Raw genomic sequence first — 19,860 nt, 5'->3', positions numbered from 1 at the left:
CTTTTCATTTAAGCCATAACGGCTACTTCTGATACTGTCTTTTCAACGAGGCGTGCTCCTTTTTTACGGGTGTTCGGGCCAATAGATAAGAAAATATCCGATGCAAGAATGGTGTCCATGACACTGTTGATTGTTTCAGTATTCACAGGTGTCGTTGGGTTATCGATGGAAAAGGTTGTTGTTTTCCCATCTTCGTTCAAGAAAATAAGCTCAAGTACTTTCATTTCTGTTCACCTCCTTTTGTGGGGACTGTAATCATCCTTATTGATTGGATAAATCCGCTGTGCTAAGGATTTGAACAGCATCAAGTCGTAATTCTTGTAACGAAGAGAGTGCATTTGCAACTTCATACGCTTTCGTTAAATCGGCATTTGGTTTTACTTTTTTAAATTGCTTGTTTTTCATGATGCTTTTTCCTTTTTCGTCTGTACCACCGTTAAATACAAGGCGTAAGCTCATTTCAGATACAATCGTTTGAATTGCCATCTTTTTCACCTCCTTTTCGTCATATATATAGGAGAGAGTGGACCAATTTTGGCGTGAAATTTTTTCTTTTTTTTGGTACGCTTAGAAGATTAAGAGAGTGAATAGTGAGGAGCTTCTAGAAATGAATCGTAAATGGTTATTTTGGATTCCCGTTTTATTATGGATGGGAATCATTTTTTATTCTTCTGCTCAGCCATATAAGAATCAGGATATGCGCCCAGAAATTGAAAAATATGTCAATGTAGAGTTTGTGACAGACTACTTTTCATGGGTATCTATCGATTATGGCGGAGGGACGCCGGTCAGCATTGAAAATAAAGGTGTTGCTGGTTTTATTGAGTTTTTCCTTCGTAAAGGGGCTCATTTTATGGTGTTCTTTATGCTTGGGGCACTCACGTATTATGCATTGCAGTGCTCTGGATTTTCAAGAAAGCGTTCCTTCTTATTTGCGCTTCTTTTCATTGCGGGGTATGCAACACTTGATGAAATTCATCAAGCATTTACAGGTGACCGTACACCGATGTGGCAAGACTCTTTGCTGGACACGTGCGGTGGATTAACGGGAATTACAGTAAGTAACTGGTTTTGGAAAAGAAAAAGGAGCTGATCCCTATTAGGGATTGCTCCTTTTTTATATAAATACAAATTAAAAAACCGACATAAACCCCTCCTTTTTAGGTGGGAGAGCATAGAAGCGGTCAGATCCTTTTCCTGCCCCATGCCAAGTGAAAACAAAGAGAGAAAATGAGTGCAGGTCACCTTCTGTTATCCATAGCCGCGGCTATATGTCGAAAAATTAAAATGGATTTATATATCGACCGTTCGACAATATACGATATCACACCAGTTTCTATACACCAAGTAGCTCTTTCAGTTCATCTGTTGATAGTTCTGTCATCCAACTGTCACTTGTGATAATCGCGTTGTTGAGCGATTGTTTTCGCTCTAGCATTTCATCGATTTTTTCCTCAAGTGTTCCTGTTGTAATGAGTTTATGAACGTGTACAAATCGCTTTTGTCCGATGCGATGGGCACGGTCTGTCGCTTGGTTTTCTACAGCCGGATTCCACCAGCGGTCATAATGAATGACGTGGTTTGCTGCGGTTAAGTTTAGACCTGTTCCGCCGGCCTTTAATGACAGGATGAAAATATCGTACGTTCCGTTTTGGAACTGCTCAATCATCTTGTCACGCTCTTTCTTCGGTACACTACCATTTAAGAAGATAACACGCTGTCCAAACTTCTCTTCTAATATGGTTTTTAGCATATTCCCCATCCCAATATACTGCGTGAAAATGAGGCAGCTTTCATTTTGATCTTTTATATTTTCAATGAGATCCATTAATGTTTGTGTCTTCATGGATCGCTGTACGACATCTTTTGGTGTTTCCTCTTTTAAGTAAAGAGCGGGATGATTACAAATTTGTTTTAGCTTATTAAGCATAAGTAAAATAAATCCGCGTCGTTCAATCCCGGTTAATCCTTTAATATTTCTCAGCGTATCCTGCACGAGCTGTTCGTATAGTGATGCTTGTTCACCTGTTAGCGGACAATACGCCTTTTGTTCTTGTTTGTCCGGTAAGTTTAATGCGACCGTTTGATCTTGCTTTGTACGGCGCAGTAAAAATGGTGAAATGAACCGCTGCACTTGCTGGATTTTCGCTTCATCACGATCCTTTTCAATCGGCGTTACGAAGCGGCGCTGAAACTGTGATAAGCTTCCGAGATAACCGTGGTTCAGGAAGTCGAAAATGGACCATAGCTCTGATAAACGGTTTTCCATTGGCGTACCCGTTAAGGCAATTTTGTGATTTGCTCGCAAGTTGCGGACGGCGCGTGATTGTTTCGTATGCGGGTTCTTAATATTCTGCGCCTCATCTAGAATAATCGAATCCCAGCACTGCGTACTTAGTTCTTCTTCATCAAGCTGTGCAAGTGCATACGATGTTAACACAACATCTGTATCTTGGAGAAAGCCTTTAAATGTCTCGCCTTTGGAACGATTGCTTCCATAGTGTAATTGAACGCGTAAGCTCGGTGCAAAGCGCTCAAATTCCTTTTGCCAGTTCCCAAGAACAGATGTAGGTGCCACAATCAGTGCTGGACCTGTTTGCAGGCGGTTTTCTTTTGTGTATAGCAAGTAAGTGATTGTTTGAATGCTCTTTCCGAGTCCCATATCATCTGCTAATAGTGCCCCAAACCCGAGCTCTCGTAAATATAAAAGCCACTCCACACCTTGCTCTTGATACGGACGAAGTGTGGCTTGCAAGGAAGTTGGCACGGAAACCTTTGGAATGTCCCCGATATGTATCAATTTCTGAAAGAGCTCGTCGTAATAATCATCTAGCTCGATTTCAATGTCTGAAAATGGATTGTCTTCCTGTACGATTTCTGTTTCTGCCGCGCTGGATAAGTGCTGCTGCAGAACGTCCTTCATTTCGAGACCGTATTTATCAGCGCGCTTCATAAGCTTTTTCACTTCTTCAATAAAGGCAGGATCAAGTCGCATCCATTGACCGTTCAAATGGAAGAGTCGTTTATTTTGTTCTACGAGATCGAAAAATTCTTTTTCTGATAGGTCAATCCCATTGGTTGATACACGCCAGTCAAAATCGACAAGGGTGTTCATGCCAAAGAAGGCTTGCGTCTGGTTTGTATTTTGTTTCAATTGGACACGTAGCTTCGGTTTGGAAGCTTTTAAATTTTGCCACCAAGATGGTAGTAAAATAGAAACGCCAGCCGCGAGTAACTCGTTACTTGCTTCTGTTAAAAAATTCCACGCTTCCGTTTCGTAGAGTTCATCCCGGAATTGGTCAGCTTCTCGTAACCACGGTACGAGTTTGCCAAAGCCTTCTTGGGCTTCGATAATACGCTGTTCATAACTTTGCCATCGCTTTGGTAATGAATCGGTACCATCGTATACGTATGTTCGATGTGCACCACGTTTCGTTGTTGCAATGGTCTCGAGTTTCCACATCTCAAATTCATCTTGTGGTTCTTGCAGGCGAAGGCCGATTGTAAACGGAAGGTCGTCTTCTATATAACCAATTTTTCGCAGCCAATCCTCTTCATGCATCGCTGTTTCCAGTTGTCTTTTCGTAAAGTCATAATGCTCATATAATCGTTTTGCATCGTCCCATGTATCACTTGAACGAGCATCTTGGCGAATCGTTTCATTAATGGCATCTGAGAAGAGATTTGCCATCATCTCATCTTCATTTGGGACGCCTGTAACTTTCCACGATGGATATTCGCTCCAATGTTTCATATCAGGTAAAAAGTTTCCGTCTACATAAGCATCCCATAGTTCTTTTGCGTTTGGCGTGAGTGCAGTAATGGGACCATTCATTTGTAATTTAGCAAAGGAGTTCATCGGTTTTTTGGCAATATACTCAAACGCTTGAATATTTGTCAGCATAATGCCGATTCGCTCTTCATATGTACCTTCTTTCAAAAAGGTACCGTAGAAGGATGTAGAATGCCATGTGAAGGCACTGTGCTTCCAATCCTCTACAGGTAAGGGTGATCCAGTTTCATCTTCTGCCCAAAGAAACCAACCTGTACTTATGTGCTGGAGCCGAATGGTTACTTCAGTTTGTATGATCATTAATTAACTTTCCTTTCCGCAGTTCTTCCTGCAATGCCCGCAGGCGTGAATGCAGGCTTGCAATTTGTACAATGAAAACGTCCCATTCATTCGTTCGCTTCAATTTTTTATAGAGCATTCGTAATTTTTTTAAGTAACGAACCGCGCGGCGATAGGATTTCCGATTTCTTTCTTCAATCGCTTGCACCGCGGCGAGATGATAGAGCGGAAGAGCTGCTTCAGGTGCTTCTTTTTCGATTTCTTTTAGCGGTTCTTTTAATAACTCAATTGCTTCGAATCCGTGCAGAAGGTGAAGTTCTGTCCACGTATGATATTGTTTTTTTGCTAATACATATTGTTCATAGCTTGTGAAGCTGTATGGCAACAGTTCTTGCAGGATCATTTCAAGGCCTGCCTGCTCATTTGTGTGCGTCGCATATGTTTCATACATCATGACAAATAAACGGACGATGTCTTTTACAAAAATGGCATCTTTCGTATCTGTCATCGTTTCTTTCACTTGTTTATATGTGAAAGAAAGCCAGTTTTTGGCACGCTCCCATTGCATTGTACTCAGCAAATCTTCCAGCCAGTCAAAATAGAGTCCAACGACCTGCGCAGGCTGTTTTTCGAGCAAGTGCATTGCGGCGTTATCTTCTTGTTGCAGGAAGAGAAGATGTGAGGATGCTAATGCTTTTGAGAGCGGATGGATTTTCATTTCAATTTGTTTCTCTTCTTCTTGTAGCCAAGCCGGTTCTGTTAGTAATTCACCCCATAGGTGCCGATAAATAAAGAATCGCTCCTGTGAAAATGTATCGGTCGAGAAGAAAATGTTATGCACCATACGTGCAGTTTCTTCTAAAATCGGTTTACACTCAGCTGGAATCGACTCTGATTTTAAATCGCGTACGAGTGATTCTACTTTATCGACGAAAAGGCGAACAACGTTAATGGGTTGGTGATAGGAATAGATTTTCTGCGTCTCAAAAGTTTGAATTTCTTCTAATAATTTCTGAAAGCAAAAGAGTGCTCCGTGCAATTTAAATAGCTCGTGAATCGCGACAATACGCGGTGCTTTTCGTTCTATTTTCATATAAAAATCCGTGAAGATGCTCATTAGAAAATACATTTGTTTATACGAAAGCCGTGCTTGTTCCTTTTGAAAAGAGTCATATTCAGATTTGAAATACGAGTGCCAACTTTTATAGTCTGTCTCTTCAAATGAGGAAGCTTGTAATACTTGCCGCGCCGTTCGGATTGGAGGGAGAGATGGTTTCGTTTTGTTTTTAAATAATGTTAAAACATCTCCCACTTGCCCGAAGCTAGAAGCTGCAGACAATAATACAGCGAGCATATGCTCACACTGCGTCGGCGCAAAACAATCGCAATAGCTTTCTGCGACATTGCGAATGGGAATATGGACGCTATATACATTTCCATTCGCATCTACGGTTCCTGATAATGTATAGCCGTCGAAATCAACGTTATAGACGAAACCACTGCGGTACAATTGGCGTGCATTGGCGACATGCTCTTGATCGGCTGCTTGCTGCGGATCAAGTCCCTGTACAAATTCATTGGCGATCATCATAATCTCATCTTTCGTAATTGAATGTTGCAGCATAATTTTCCTCCGTACAAAAGATTTCTTTCCTTTACCATTATAAACAAAAAGCAGTGAAAACAGAAAAAATGAATTTCTTCGTACATAATTAGAAAAGCACGGAAATATATATTTGGTAAAATATATGAATTTTTCCGTTTGGGAGGGGATTGGTTTGTCAGACTTGCAGACGAAATTAGGAAGCGGTATGAATAAGTTGCAAGAAGGCATTGAACAAGGAAAGATGAAGCTGCAGATTGCACAGGAAATTGCGCAATTGAACAAGGAAATACAAGTGCAGCTCCATAAGAAAACAGAAGTTTTATTAGAACTTGGCCAAAGGGTGTATGTTCAGCTTCGAGACACTGGAGTGAAGGAAGAACCATTAAAGAAGTTAGTCGCTCCAATTCAACATTTCGATGTTGCAATTTATCAAGCACGAAAACGAATTGTTGAACTGCAAAAACAACAAGGAGAGAAAGCAACATGTGAATGTGGTGGTTCTCTATCAATAAGTGATAAGTTTTGTGGCACATGTGGAAAACCAAATCCAATGCTAGCGGTAGAGAGTAGTGTTGAAAAGGTAGCATGTGTGTCATGTAACGAGCACATAGCAAAAAACTCCATCTTTTGTCCCGTTTGTGGAGTTAAGAAAGGTAGGGAGTGATTAAAGTGTACTGTCGCATGTGTGGGAATCAACATGGTGAAGAAGTGAATTACTGTCCTAGCGAAGGAAGTATGATGGTGGCAGCTTCAGATGCAGTCGTTCTTGAGCAAGATAAATCCAAATATTGCCGCGGCTGCGGGAATGAAAATGCCCAGCATAATCTGTACTGTCAAACGTGTGGTCATTCTTTATTTGCCGTAACGAAAAAAGAACATATCGCAAAGTTACCTAGTATGGAAAATGGTTCTAAGGTGGGATTAGCCTTACATAAAGGTGGCTTAAGAACAGGTATAATCGGCGGAGCTATCGCGAGCATTCTTATGTTACTTGTAGGGTGGATTGGCAGTTTAGTATTTTCAGAAATGATGGAAAAGATATTCCATGAATTTGCTAGTGATTTAAAAATGTTACCAGATTTTTATGCTAGCACAACTTCTACACTATTAAGCTATCATTTACTTGGTTTTTCAGCAGGAGATGAGGGTGGAATTATTCTGTCTTTATCTTGGCATACCCCGTTCTTTTTACTATTAATTATTCCGTTTATTACTTTATGTGGAGTAGGAATTTGGATAGGTAAACAACAGGTTGCAAAGACGATTGGAGAACAAATCGTAACAGCAGCAACGGTCGGTATTATTTATGGATTATTCTTATTTGTAATTAGCTTTATTGCATCAAAATCAGTTGCAATCCCAGAAATAGGAACTGTAACGGTTGGATACTCTTCTTTTAAAAGTTTATTAAGTGGCTTTATGTATGGAACGCTATTTAGTCTATTCGGATTGATTGCACATACAGGCCGAAACAATATAGCAGATGTGTTTCAGGAGTTATTACCATATGGTGCATCACTATATTATGGAATGGCAGCGATGGTGAAAGGCTTTTTGCTGACAGCTGTTATTTTTTGTGTGACTACACTCGTTGCACTATCAGATGGTGCAAAACCGTTAGATGATTTAGCGCCTACAACTTCTCAGCGTGCGCTGATAGCACTGCAGCTAACGCCAAACGTATGGAGCATGACTCATCTTGCACCAGTAGAAATAAAGATTCCGGAGTTACAGAAGGAACTGTCTAAGATAAGTACAACAGGTGACAAAAGCGTAATGGAGTTCTCATTCGTATCAGGTATGTCTGTTGGTGGCGTTGGGATAAAAGATATTTTAATTGCAGAAGGTGCCCCGCCATTAGTTATGGAAAGTTTTGATGAGATAAATAGTAAATTTCACCTTGGCTTATTACTCCTTATTATCCCATTCTTCTTTATGTTTAGAGTGGGACAGAAATTAGCGAAGATGCCGTCATCTAATATGTATGTAACGTTAGCTGTATGTAGCGGTGCGTACACAATTATGATGATTATGATGAATATTCTTTCTGAGATTCAAATAGATATTAAAGGGAATGCAACAGAGCTTTTTGGGATGAGTGGAACAATGTTGTCCATGCAAAACAGCTTTATGTATTTAATACTTGGTAGCTTTATTCTGACATATGCAGCTGCTTTTGTTGGAATGAAATTAGCAAAAAAGTAGGAGGTTACAACCGTTCTTCGAAAAATGTATAGAATCATATAAATATAAATACAAATTAAAAACCGACTAAAACCCTTCTTTTAAGGTGGGAGAGAGCATCCGTTCATGCATAGAAGCGGTTAGATCCTATTCCTGCCCCATGCGAAGTGAAAACAAAGAGAGAAAACGAGTGCAGGTCACCTTTTGTTATCCATAGCCGCGGCTATATGTCGAAAAATCAAAATGTATTTATATATAAATACAAATTGAAAAATCGACATAAAACCCTTCTTGTTAGGTGGGAGAGAGCATCCGGCCATGCATAGAAGCGGTTAGATCCTATTCCTGCCCCATGCGAAGTGAAAACAAAGAGAGAAAACGAGTGCAGGTCACCTTTTGTTATCCATAGCCGCGGCTTATATGTCGAAAAATTAAAATGGGTTTATATATAAATACAAATTAAAAACCCGATTAAAACCCTTCTTGTTAGGTGGGAGAGAGCATCCGTTCATGCATAGAAGCGGTCAGATCCTATTCCTGCCCAGACATAGTGAAAACAAAGAGAGAAAATGAGTGCAGGTCACCTTTTGTTATCCATAGCCGCGGCTTATATGTCGAAAAATTAAAATGGGTTTATATAACAAAGAAGGAGGTGGAACCTGGTTTAAAAATCAGAAAAATCAAAACGGGAATTTTTCGTAAAGGACTAATGTTCGCTATAATAGGTATATGACGTAGTGTTTCTTTCCTGCATGAGACGTGAGAATCGTTATAGAAGTAGAATTTTATCCTGGTTTTTCTGCGTTATGTTACGTTTTGGTGTATTTTAGTATGATTTTTTAAACCAGGAAAGCATTGTGAAGTTTTGTGGAAACTGTAAAAAACAGGTCGCAGATCACTTGAATTTTTGTTCTGAATGCGGAAATAAGGTGGAAGTGATCGAAGAAAATGAAGCTGTTTTGCGAGCGGAAGTAAAACGGGAAGTACAGCCGCAGAAGAAAAAGAAAAACATCGTGCTCTTGCTTGTATTTGCCTTGTTTGTTGCTGTATTGTTTGGTACATATAAATTTGGTGCCTATAAATTTTCAAAAGAAAAGCAAATCAATGCATTAATAGAAGCATTTAATAAAAAAGATGTAAATGCAATTGATTCTTTTATAAAATCGGATAATCCGGGATTAAAAATAACAACAGAAGATATTAAATCCTATTTACGTTATTTAAAGGATAATCCTTCTTACAATAAAAATTTATTATCTTACTTACAAAAGGAAACGGTCGATCAAAAACTAGTAGATAGTAAAGAGAATTTTGTGGATGGACAAATTGTAGAAGATGGGAAAGAGTGGTTCTTGTATCCGAAATATAAGTTCAGCATGAAGTCGTATTTCATGACTGTCAGTACAACTGCAAAATCTGCTGAAGTATATGTAAATGGTAAAAAAGCGACTGATATTTCTAGTGAAAAGTCTTCTAAAGAAATCGGACCTTATTTCCCTGGGACGTATGTTGTGAAAGCAAAAGCAAAGGCAGAGCTTACTGAACTGGAAACAGAAAAGGAAATTGAGTTAGCTGGAGAAAAAAAAGGAAAAGTGGATGTGAAATTATCGCTTAAAGGAAACTATGTTACCATTTCCTCTGATGAAAATAATGCAGATGTTTTCGTAAATGGTAAAAAGCACGGAAAGCTAGATTATGGTAGTTATAAGCTTGGTCCTGTACCGACAGATGAAACTGTTGAAGTACATTTAGAAAAACAAACAGATTTTGGAGTCATAAAAAGCGAAAGCATAAAGATTGGAGACAAAAGCTCGTACTATTTAAAATTCCCAAAACAGACATCTGATACTGCAGTTGGTGATTTTGTTCGAAAGCACATTTATAACAGTGTGCGTGCCATTTCTTTAAATGACTTTAGCTTAATTGAAAATGATTATGATAAGAGCGGAAAATCATATAAAGAAGATCGTGATTACTTGCAGTATTTAAAGAAAAAAGGAATTACTGAGGATTTATTAAAATTTGAAGTGCGTAACGTTGAACGCCAAGATTCCACAAAATATAAAGTAACGACATATGAAGAATATAAGATTCGTTACGGTGATGGATCTGTGAAATTCAAAAGCTTTAGTAACGAACATATTGTTACAGTAAATGGGGATGGGAAATTATTGTATCATTCACTTGCTGCAAACAATACATTGAAATCAGAAGAAATATCTGGGCCAACGCAGTAATGTACGAAAAGACTATCTCTGCTAGAAAGAGGTAGTCTTTTTTGTGATCTGATCCTTTAAGAACGGCTGTCGGTCTTTCTCCCTAATATAGCTTGTACGTAGGGATCTTGTAGAATTTTTTCTATTAACGGGAGCATTTCAGCTTGGAATGGAATCTCAATCGGAAATGGTTTTTGGGAACCCGGTTTGATGCCGTATTGCACAAGTTTATATTGAACAGATGTATCGTGCTTGAACACGATGAACTTATAGCGATTGTCATCATGTTCGAGTGAAAAATCAATTGCGGTCGCATCATATGTTACGTCGTCTTTGTATATGTATGGTTTGGGTGTGCCAATCCAGTCTACTTTTGCGTTTATATTCATTACATGACCTCCTTATTGTTCTATTATAGAAAAATAAAAGCCAGCTCTCAATATAAGAGAGCTGGCTTAGTATTTAGCAATAATTGATTATTTTAAAATTTTCACTTTGACAGATTTACGACCCCATTTTTCAGCAGCTGAATCAGAACCAAGTAGAACGTCGATACGGTTTCCTTTAATTGCACCGCCAGTGTCACCAGCGATTGCTTCTCCATATCCTTCTACCCATACTTTTGATCCAAGTGGAATCACTTTCGGGTCAACAGCAATCACCTTCATGTTCGGGTTTGCTGTTAGGTCATGACCCATTGCAGTTAATACACGGCCACCATATGTGCCGCCATTTTCGCTTGGATGAGCTGTATATGCTGTAGCTTCAACTGTTAGCTCACGGCCACCTGCAGGTGCGCTTGTTGCTCCTTTTACAGTAGGCTTAGCTGCTGGTTGCGCTTGTGCTTGAGCCTGATCCTTTTTAGCTGGAGCTTCAGCTTTAGCAGGAGCTGGCGTTTCTTGTTTTTCAATAACAGGTGCTGTACCTGTTAAGAAAGGAACATGAACGTAAGCCGTTTTTCCATTATATTCGAATTGTAACCAACCGTTCTGTACTTGATTTGTTGTTTCGATGATATCATCTTTTTTCAACGTACCAAGAATTTCTGAGTTTGTGTTTGCTTCAGCACGTACATTTAATACGTTTGCTGTTACATAATAGATGCTTTTTGTAAATTCTGAGCTTACGAATGCGTCTTTACCGTCTAATTTAACTTGTAACCATCCGTTTTGTGTATTTGTAACATCTAATTTATGACCATCTAGTAATTTTCCTACAACCTGTGATTCAGTAGTTGGGTTCTCGCGTACATTTAATACGTCTGTTGTGACAATAGTTTCTGCTTGTGCAGAAGATGTGAAAATCCCAAGACCAAAAACTGCTGCTGTTGCTATACCAATTAATTTTTTCATGAATAGCCTCCTATGCTTTTGTTTTCGTGTCCTCATTATAGCAACACTTTTTTCGCCGATTTGGGAAATCACACAATTACAAACCATTCGTAATAAGGCATTAATACTTTGTAATATAAACAGGAATGAAAGAAAGCGGTTTTCTAGCTAATGCCCTAGGTAGTTTAAAAGACATCTTTCGCGTTTGTAACACGCGTAGTTTTTTTCAATAGAGATACTAATGTTTCTGTGATGTTACAAAAGGTTTACTGAAGTGTTGCATTCCTTGAGTATTATGTCTATCTATGTCTAAAATAGTTATATAAACATAAACAATTTGTTCATGTATTCACAAAGAAGTACTATATCCCGACAAAATAACCGCATAATTGTTACAAAAAGAAAGGGTTGCAATGAACAAATTTGCCCTTTTTATAACTGTGACACACCATTTTTTGGGAAAAATTCTACTTTCCACCCGCATTTATCCCCATACCTCAAAGTCCGGCAGGAAGTAAAGAGGTTAGGTAGGAGATGAAAAAGACTCTACTGAAAAAATTTCAATGTTTCACTTTATCCGATTTATCATATTGGAATTGAATTGATTTCACAAAAAAAAGAAACCTATAAAGGGGGATTTGATGAGAAAACTGACAAGAACATTTATCGTCTCATTAACATTATGTATGACATTTACAATTTGGGGGATTATTCCCGAATCTATAATGGGAAAAGGTAGTTTAGGCAATGTAACGACTGCGATTCAAACCGTGTTAGTTAGTAAGTTCGGTTGGTTCTATATTATTTCTGTTTCGATTTTCTTAGGAATTACGATCTTTTTAATCGTTTCAAAGTATGGTTCGATCCGTTTAGGAAAAGATGATGATGAACCAGATTATAGTTATATGACATGGTTTGCTATGCTATTTAGTGCGGGTATGGGAATCGGTTTGGTGTTCTGGGGCGTTGCGGAACCGTTAAATCATTTATACACGCCGCCGTTCGGAGAAAGTACAACGGAGGAGAGTGCGCGCCTTGCACTTCGTTTTTCATTCTTCCACTGGGGATTACACCCATGGGGCTTATATGCACTTGTTGCACTGTGTATCGCATATTTTACATTCCGAAAAGGAAAGCCAAGTACAATTAGTGCGACAGTTGGTTCTTTATTTAAGAGCGGTGAGAATGGACGTATTGCACGTACATTTGATGTACTAGCTGTATTTGCGACAGTATTTGGTGTTGCCACTTCTTTAGGGCTAGGAGCACAACAAATTGCAGGTGGCATCAGCTACTTAACGGCAATTCCAAACTCATTAACAACGCAGCTCATTATTATTGCGATTGTAACGGTTCTATATATGTTATCGGCGCAAACAGGATTAGATAAAGGAATTAAGTATTTAAGTAATGCAAATATTATATTGGCCTTTGCACTTATGGGTATTTTATTATTTGCTGGTCCAACAAACTTTATTATGAATTATTTCACTTCGACAATTGGCTCGTATATTCAAGAATTGCCAAGCATGAGCTTCCGCTTAAGTCCGTTAAATGAAGGCGGGAACCAGTGGATTCAGTCATGGACAATTTTCTACTGGGCATGGTGGATTGCATGGTCACCATTTGTTGGTACATTCATTGCCCGTGTTTCAAAAGGGCGTACCATTCGTGAGTTTGTAATCGGTGTATTACTTGTTCCAACGCTGATCGGTGCGCTTTGGTTTTCTGTATTTGGTGGAACAGGTATTCATATGGAGCTATTTGAGGGTGCAAATATTTATGGTCAAATTAAAGAAATGGGTACAGAAGTCGGTCTGTTTGCTGTATTACATGAAATGGGTAGTATTGGCCCAGCATTATCTGTTCTAGCGATTCTACTGATTTCAACATTCTTCATTACATCAGCAGACTCTGCGACATTTGTTCTCGGTATGTTAACGACAAATGGGAGTTTAAACCCACCAAATCGCATTAAATTAGTTTGGGGTATTGTACTGGCTGCATTAGCATCCACTCTACTATATGTCGGTGGATTAACAGCGCTGCAAACAGCTTCGATTATCGCAGCCTTTCCGTTTGTATTTGTTATCTTCTTTATGGTTGTTTCGTTATTTAAGGAATTGCAAAAGGAAGGTCGTCATCACGATCATCATAAAGTGAAACTTTAATCAGTGGGGTATTACTTCCGCAAATAGCGGGACATATAATAGAAGAAACGAGCTAATTTTGAATCAGCTCGTTTTTTTTGTACGTGTATTGTCCTAAAATGTCGAATGATCGATAAGCCGTGTCGAACCACTGATATATCCTCAATATCATCAATATATTGTCAAAAGCAATCCATATTTTTGACAAAATATTGTCGGAAATGTGTTGTCACTTTTCCGTATATGTGTTATATTATTTCCTGTAAGCGATTTCAAACTGAGTTTTAAGCGTATCAAGGGGGACATATAGAATAATGAAGCGTTACGAAAGAAAGTGGAAGCATATTTGTTTGAAACGTGTGGCACATCGTAATGTGCAAGAAAACACGGAACCAAAAACTGAGAAATATACAGAACAACAAGACAAGCAGTTGGTTTTACAAAAATAGCGGTCACTTTTTCGTATATAAATGAAAGTAACTCGTTCGTTGGGGGATGGACGTGAAATAGCTTTCGACTAAGGGGTATTGTCCGATATATATTTCAAGACAAAAATAAGCACAGAGCATACGGCGCTCTGTGCTTATTTTTTATATTTAACAGTACTCTAACAGAAGTTCCCTCCGATAATTTGTTTTTTATTTTTGGCACGCAAGTATAGAATGAGACTTCGGATGAATAGGTACGTGAAGAGCTGTGCGTAGGTGAAGTACATGATGATGCTGATGAATATGTTCAGCGGTGTGAATGTGTTTTCGACACTTTGTGCACTAAAAAGCTGCGATGTGTATGTGGTATAGGCTATAAAAAAAGCTGACCCGAAAATTCGGGTCAGCTCTGTATTTTCTATAAAAACATCATACCAGCAACTGCTGCGTTTAAGAAGTTTGCTAGCGTACCTGCTAGTACTGCTTTAATTCCCAATTGTGCAATCTGTTTACGGCGTGAAGGAGCGAGTGTTCCTGTTACACCTAACTGGATTGCGATAGAAGAGAAGTTTGCGAAACCGCAGATTGCAAATGTTAAAATCATATTTGTTTTATCTGAGAAATCTGCCATGTGTGGTCCTAAGTTTGCATACGCAACGAATTCGTTGATTGCAAGTTTTTGTCCAATGAAGCCAGCTGCTTGTACGGCTTCGCTTGGTGACACACCAATTAAGATGGCGAATGGAGATAATAGATAACCAAGAATTAAATCTAGGCTAAGCTTAATGTGGAACCAAGATCCAACCCATCCTAGAAGACCGTTTAGCACGGCAATTAATGCAATGAATGCCATTAGCATTGCTGCAACGTTGATAACGAGCTGAATTCCTTCAGATGCTCCGCGTGCTGCTGCATCAATGACGTTTGCATCTTCACGCTCTGTAGAAAGCGTTACATCATTATTTACTTTTTCTGTTTCTGGCATAATTAGTTTTGCGATTAATAAGCTTGATGGGGCTGCCATAATGGCTGCTGCCAATAAATGCTCCAGCGGAATTCCCATTGCTGCATAACCGACAAGAACCGATCCAGCAACGGCTGTCATACCGCTTACCATAATTGCGAAGAATTCACTATTTGTTAAACGTGTTAAGTAAGGTTTGATTAAAATTGGTGCCTCTGTTTGTCCTAAGAAAACAGTTGTTACAGCATTTAAACTTTCTGCTTTAGAAGTACCAAGAAGTTTGCTTAGTGCACCACCGACGATACTGATAAACCATTGCATAATACCGAAATAATATAAAATTGCTACTAATGAACTAATAAATACAATTGGAAGTAGTGCTTGAATAACAAAAACAAATCCCCAAGGACCTTTTGCGTTTACTAAATCGCCAGCAACGAATCGAATCCCCTCATAAGAAAAGTTGATTAGGTTTTGAACACCGTTAGCGGCATATTTTAAACCTGTTTTTCCGGCATCCCATCGTAAAACGATGAATGAAAAAGCCATTTGTAGTGCTAGCGCAATTGAAATTGTGCGCCAATTAATAGCTTTGCGGTTGGAAGATAGTAAAAAAGCAATTGCTAAAATTCCAAGCACGCCGCCAATTCCCCATAAAACATTCATGCAGTGTAATCTCCTCTCTCATCGTACAGAAGTATATATAGTAGATGTATATACTTCCATGAAAATAGCATCTTAAGTAACGTATCACACCAGACATCGGAGGTCAAACGTCTACAAAAAAGTTGAAATAGAAAGAAAATTCAACAAAAAAGCACATATCTATCCTAAAATAATGAAATTTGTTACGATTTTCGAAAAAATACATGATTATTACGGCGTTATAGCATATTTGAGCGAAATATAGTGTATGAAATAAAGAAAAAGCCAAACATTATCCCGTAAAAGCCCGATTGGTTCAACTAATGATCAGTGGGGGATGAAGAAAACCCCACTGATTAAAGTTTCACTTTATTCGGAGTATATATCCATTTTGATTTTTCGACATATAAGCCACGGCTATGGATAACAAAAGGTGATCTGCACTCGTTTTCTCTCTTTGTTTTCACTATGTCTGGGCAGGAAAAGGATCTGACCGCTTCTATGCATGGCCGGATGCTCTCTCCCACCTAAAAAGAAGGGTTTTATTTCGGTTTTTTAATTTGTATTTATATAGTCTGTGCGGGAATGGTTTACAATCTATAAAAATAGAAAAAGAGCCTTCTAGTAATCTAGAAGACTCTTAAACTATAACTTAAGGAGCTTTTGTGTAACCTAAGAAGTGGCTGCTCCAATAAGAGTTACTTAATGAAGCTACTTTTACGCCACTGTCGCCAGCTTGAATAAATGATCCGCCACCAAGGTAGATACCCATGTGAGAAGGACCAGCTTTATAAGTGTTTTGGAAATAGATTAAGTCGCCTGGTTGTGGATTTGAAGTTTTTTGGAAGCTGCTCCAATATCCTGCTACACTTTGACGGCTAATATCGTGACCAAATTTGTTAAATACGTGGAAAATGTAACCACTGCAGTCAACACCGTTAGCAGAAGTGCCGCCCCATACATATGGTACGCCTGCCATCGATTTTGCATATCCAAGTAGAGATGATGTATCTCCACCGTTGTTGCCTGTATTATTATTGTTATTATTATTGTTATTGTTATTGTTGTTGTTGTTGTTGTCTGTTCCACTACCTGGTTTGTTAGGTTTATTTTCTTGAACACCAGAAACTGGTGTTTTAGATAGGAAACGAGTTCCTACATAACCAGTACGACCGTTATAGTTAATTTTGCTCCATCCGTAATGCTCAGATAGAACTTGCACTTTTTGACCTTGTGGAAGAGCACCAATTACACTGTAATTCGTACCTTCGCCACTACGTACATTTAATGCAGCTGCATTAATGTAGTAGTCGCCAACAACTGTTGGTGGCTTTTGTTCTTGTCCTTGGTCCGGTTGTTCTGGTTGCTCAGGTGTAGTCGGGTTCACTGTTCCACCTTTTACGAACTTCACAAATTCGCTGTTTACATAGCCAGTTTTTCCGTGGTGATTAATTTTGAACCAACCATTTTCAACGCCAGTTACGTCTAATGCTTGGCCATTTAATACACCGCCAATAACACTATGATAAGAAGCTGGACCTGTACGAACGCGTAAAGATGTTGTATTTACAACATATGTACCGCCAGTTTGAACCGTTACATTATTATTTTGTCCTTGATCTGGTTTGTTACCGTCAACGATATCTGTGTTAGAACCGCCTTTTGTTAAGTAGTCCTTGCTAACGTAAGCTGTTTGTCCTGCATAGTTGATTTTAAACCAATCTTGAACTTCGCCTACAACTTTTACAACTTGTCCTTTATGAACAGAACCTAAAGTGGTATGAGAAGTACTAGGACCTGTACGAACACGAAGGGAAGATACATTTACTGTATAGTTTCCGCTTGCTGGTTGAACAACTGTATTGTTGTTGTTGTTGTTTGTAGAACCAGCATTTGAAGAATCACCAGATACAAATTGTCCGCTAACATAACCAGTTTTTCCATTATGGTTAATTTTGTACCAGCCGTTTTCCTCACTAACAATTTGTAGCGTTTGACCTTCATATACGCGTCCCATAATAGAACCAGAAGTATTTGGGCTTGTACGAACACGCAATACGTCAGCAGTTACTTTTTTGTTTCCGCTTGTGCTTACTTGTGCACCATTCTTTGCGACAAATTCGCCACTAACGTAACCAGTTTTTCCATTATGGTTAATTTTGAACCAACCATTTTCTTCCCCAATTACGTTTAGTTTTTGATCCTCATATACACGAGAGATAATGTCATGAGAAGTGCTAGAGCCTGTGCGAACGTGTAATACGTCAGCAGTTACTGTGTAATCTGAATTGTTTTGTGGCGTTGCTTGAACAGTTTGTGTAACAGGTGGTTGAGCATTTTCGTTAGCTGATGCCTGAACGGTATCCAATGTAGGAACTGCTCCTCCTGCTACAGACACTGCCGCAAGGCCGGCAAGGTATTTTTTCATGTTTGTCGATTCCTTTCTGTCTGTAATTAAATTGATGAAATATTTACCAACTGTTAAAAATTTTAAGGTGCTTGTCGATTGATGTCAAGGCTTATGAAGGAATCCGAATATGACAAAAAGAATACAAAAAAAATCAAGGTGCCAAATACCACCCTGATTTTTAATGGAAATACATATATTAGGAATTGATAGGACATGAATGTCCGTTTTAATAAGATGTTCAAAAAGTCCGGTAAAGATAGCTGTCGTATTTCTTCGTTACGTCGCCACTCCGGTACTCATGTAGTTCCATCTACACTCCGTATCCTCCTTTTTGAACACGTACTTTAAGGAAAAGGGATGTGAGAAGTAGAAAAGCTTTGGATAAACGTTTTTTGTAGTAATTTGGTGATAGGACCGACTTGACCATTTTGAATAGCTGTTCCATCCAGGTGTGTCATAGGCAGGATTTCCAAAGTTGTTCCTGTAAAAAAGCATTCGTCCGCACTGTAAACATCACGAATACTGAACAATTCCTCCTGTAAGGGAATCTGCAGTGTTTTGGCTAAAGATAGAATGTACTGCCGAATAATACCGTTTAAGATTAAGTGATTGGCAGGGTGTGTATAGAGTACGCCATTTTTTACAAGGAAAAAGTTAGAGTGGCTGCCTTCTGTAACGATTCCGTTACGAACAAGGAGCGCTTCTTTACATCCTTTTCGTTCTGCTTTTGTATGGGCTAACACATTCGGCAATAAGTTAAGGGATTTAATATCACAACGAAGCCAGCGTACATCAGGCTCTGATATTGCACGAACGCCATATTCAATCCATAAAGCAGGGCGTTCCTTTGTCACAATATAGGCATAGATTGTTGGGGTTACATCAAAAGAGAATGCGTGTGCACGAGCTTGAACACCTCGAGAAACTTGTAGGTAGACAATTCCATCCTCTTGAAAGTTATTGTTTTCAAGCAATTTGTAGAGCAATGTAATGAGTTGTGCTTTAGAGAAGGGTAATGTTAATTCTATTTCATCCATTGAGCGGTATAGCCTTGTTAGATGAGGATCTAATAGGTGGAAGGACCCTTTATAGATGCGGATTACTTCATATATGCCGTCTCCAAATTGTAAACCACGCTCTTCTAATTGTATGTAAGGTTGATTTTTATTTGTATCGATAATTGCGTCATTCCATAATACAAACCGTTCGTATGCCATTTTACTTCCCGTCCCTTCTCGATTTTATCCCGCATTAACGTGCAGTAATACCCCCACCTCAAGATTCTAAGGAAATCGAAGAAGATTGTTGGGGGATAAACTGCTCGTAAAAGCCCGATTGGTTCAACTAATCATCAGAAAGCTACTTAATTGATGGGGATTTTACTGTATTTCGCATATACAAATTCGCAAGTGGGAAATGAGAATCCTGCTTTTGTACATAAAAAAAGCAACATTCATATAGAATGTTGCTTAAGGAGGGTAGCTATGTTGCATAGGGATATTGCCCTGGTATAGCCTAGAAATATAAACAGTAAACTGACTCGGCTCTACTCAGACAATGGATGCTGCTTTTCAGCAACATCAGAAAGCTTATTACACAAATGGTACCGTCCTCCCAAAGGGGACCTTCCACAAAATTGTGAAATGATAAGTAGGGGATGAGCAGAACATTGTGTACAAGTCTTATTATAGAGAAGTTTCGTGAATTTATTGTAAAAATTTGGTGAAGATTGTGTAATTTTATCCCGCTATTTGCTGGCAATAATACCCCCATCTCAAAATTTAGTAGGAAATCAAAAAGTTATATAAATCCATTTTGATTTTTCGACATATAGCCGCGGCTATGGATAACAAA

Annotated in this window: 15 protein-coding genes and 1 pseudogene; 6 read left to right on the top strand and 10 right to left on the bottom strand. The window is 38.8% G+C overall.

The window, feature by feature from the left end:
- Window positions 1-8: 8 nt before the first annotated feature.
- On the bottom strand, window positions 9-224 hold the full coding sequence (locus QRE67_RS24465) for a DUF2922 domain-containing protein (protein ID WP_286122742.1): 216 nt from the start codon (window positions 222-224) through the stop codon (window positions 9-11).
- Between the two features lie 37 nt (window positions 225-261).
- Window positions 262-486, bottom strand: coding sequence for a DUF1659 domain-containing protein (locus QRE67_RS24460; RefSeq protein ID WP_286122741.1), 225 nt, complete (start codon window positions 484-486; stop codon window positions 262-264).
- Between the two features lie 121 nt (window positions 487-607).
- On the opposite strand from QRE67_RS24460, the gene QRE67_RS24455 reads away from it, so the two are divergent.
- Window positions 608-1,093, top strand: a complete 486-nt coding sequence (locus QRE67_RS24455; protein ID WP_286122740.1) for a VanZ family protein — start codon at window positions 608-610, stop codon at window positions 1,091-1,093.
- Window positions 1,094-1,336: 243 nt separating this feature from the next.
- Here QRE67_RS24455 and QRE67_RS24450 read toward each other — a convergent pair whose 3' ends face one another.
- Both QRE67_RS24450 and QRE67_RS24445 read right to left on the bottom strand, forming a co-directional pair.
- Window positions 1,337-4,093 (bottom strand): DEAD/DEAH box helicase, encoded by a 2,757-nt coding sequence (locus tag QRE67_RS24450; protein ID WP_286122739.1) that lies wholly within the window; start codon window positions 4,091-4,093, stop codon window positions 1,337-1,339.
- Window positions 4,077-5,696: an SWIM zinc finger family protein gene (locus QRE67_RS24445; protein WP_286122738.1), complete on the bottom strand. Its 1,620-nt coding sequence runs from the start codon at window positions 5,694-5,696 to the stop codon at window positions 4,077-4,079. The genes QRE67_RS24450 and QRE67_RS24445 overlap by 17 nt, the downstream gene beginning before the upstream one ends.
- A 154-nt stretch (window positions 5,697-5,850) precedes the next feature.
- On the opposite strand from QRE67_RS24445, the gene QRE67_RS24440 reads away from it, so the two are divergent.
- The 3 genes from QRE67_RS24440 to QRE67_RS24430 all read left to right on the top strand — a co-directional run bounded on the left by QRE67_RS24440 (window position 5,851) and on the right by QRE67_RS24430 (window position 10,099).
- The gene (locus tag QRE67_RS24440) at window positions 5,851-6,342 is read left to right on the top strand and encodes a zinc ribbon domain-containing protein (RefSeq protein ID WP_286122737.1); all 492 of its coding nucleotides are present in this window, start codon (window positions 5,851-5,853) and stop codon (window positions 6,340-6,342) included.
- A gap of 5 nt (window positions 6,343-6,347) precedes the next feature.
- Entirely contained in the window at window positions 6,348-7,883 is a 1,536-nt protein-coding gene (locus QRE67_RS24435) for a zinc ribbon domain-containing protein (RefSeq protein ID WP_286122736.1), read from the top strand.
- Between the two features lie 836 nt (window positions 7,884-8,719).
- On the top strand, window positions 8,720-10,099 hold the full coding sequence (locus QRE67_RS24430) for a zinc ribbon domain-containing protein (RefSeq protein WP_286122735.1): 1,380 nt from the start codon (window positions 8,720-8,722) through the stop codon (window positions 10,097-10,099).
- A gap of 56 nt (window positions 10,100-10,155) precedes the next feature.
- Here QRE67_RS24430 and QRE67_RS24425 read toward each other — a convergent pair whose 3' ends face one another.
- Window positions 10,156-10,467, bottom strand: a complete 312-nt coding sequence (locus QRE67_RS24425; protein ID WP_286122734.1) for a DUF3910 family protein — start codon at window positions 10,465-10,467, stop codon at window positions 10,156-10,158.
- A gap of 87 nt (window positions 10,468-10,554) precedes the next feature.
- The gene (locus tag QRE67_RS24420) at window positions 10,555-11,430 is read right to left on the bottom strand and encodes a cell wall-binding protein EntA (protein ID WP_286122733.1); all 876 of its coding nucleotides are present in this window, start codon (window positions 11,428-11,430) and stop codon (window positions 10,555-10,557) included.
- 620 nt (window positions 11,431-12,050) lie between these two features.
- Between QRE67_RS24420 and opuD the strand changes: the two genes are divergently transcribed.
- Together opuD and QRE67_RS24410 are read left to right on the top strand one after the other, a co-directional pair.
- Window positions 12,051-13,580, top strand: coding sequence for a glycine betaine transporter OpuD (gene opuD / locus QRE67_RS24415; protein WP_286122732.1), 1,530 nt, complete (start codon window positions 12,051-12,053; stop codon window positions 13,578-13,580).
- Window positions 13,581-13,873: 293 nt separating this feature from the next.
- Window positions 13,874-14,008, top strand: a complete 135-nt coding sequence (locus QRE67_RS24410; RefSeq protein WP_286122731.1) for a hypothetical protein — start codon at window positions 13,874-13,876, stop codon at window positions 14,006-14,008.
- A 158-nt stretch (window positions 14,009-14,166) separates the two neighbouring features.
- On the opposite strand, the pseudogene QRE67_RS24405 reads toward QRE67_RS24410, so the two are convergent.
- The 4 genes and pseudogenes from QRE67_RS24405 to QRE67_RS24390 form a co-directional block, all read right to left on the bottom strand.
- A pseudogene (locus QRE67_RS24405) lies at window positions 14,167-14,370 on the bottom strand (glycosyltransferase family 2 protein); the annotation flags it as partial.
- A 35-nt stretch (window positions 14,371-14,405) separates the two neighbouring features.
- On the bottom strand, window positions 14,406-15,617 hold the full coding sequence (locus tag QRE67_RS24400; protein WP_286122730.1) for a NupC/NupG family nucleoside CNT transporter: 1,212 nt from the start codon (window positions 15,615-15,617) through the stop codon (window positions 14,406-14,408).
- 631 nt (window positions 15,618-16,248) lie between these two features.
- Window positions 16,249-18,024 carry a C40 family peptidase gene (locus tag QRE67_RS24395; protein ID WP_286122729.1) on the bottom strand — a complete coding sequence of 592 codons (1,776 nt, stop codon included), beginning with the start codon at window positions 18,022-18,024 and terminating at the stop codon, window positions 16,249-16,251.
- 326 nt (window positions 18,025-18,350) lie between these two features.
- A complete protein-coding gene (locus QRE67_RS24390; RefSeq protein WP_286122728.1) occupies window positions 18,351-19,223 on the bottom strand; it encodes a D-amino-acid transaminase in 873 nt (290 codons plus the stop codon).
- Window positions 19,224-19,860 lie beyond the last annotated feature (637 nt).

Origin of the sequence: Bacillus sp. DX3.1, assembly GCF_030292155.1 — a bacterium.
GTDB lineage: Bacteria > Bacillota > Bacilli > Bacillales > Bacillaceae_G > Bacillus_A.
This window is presented reverse-complemented; position numbering and strand designations above follow the sequence as displayed.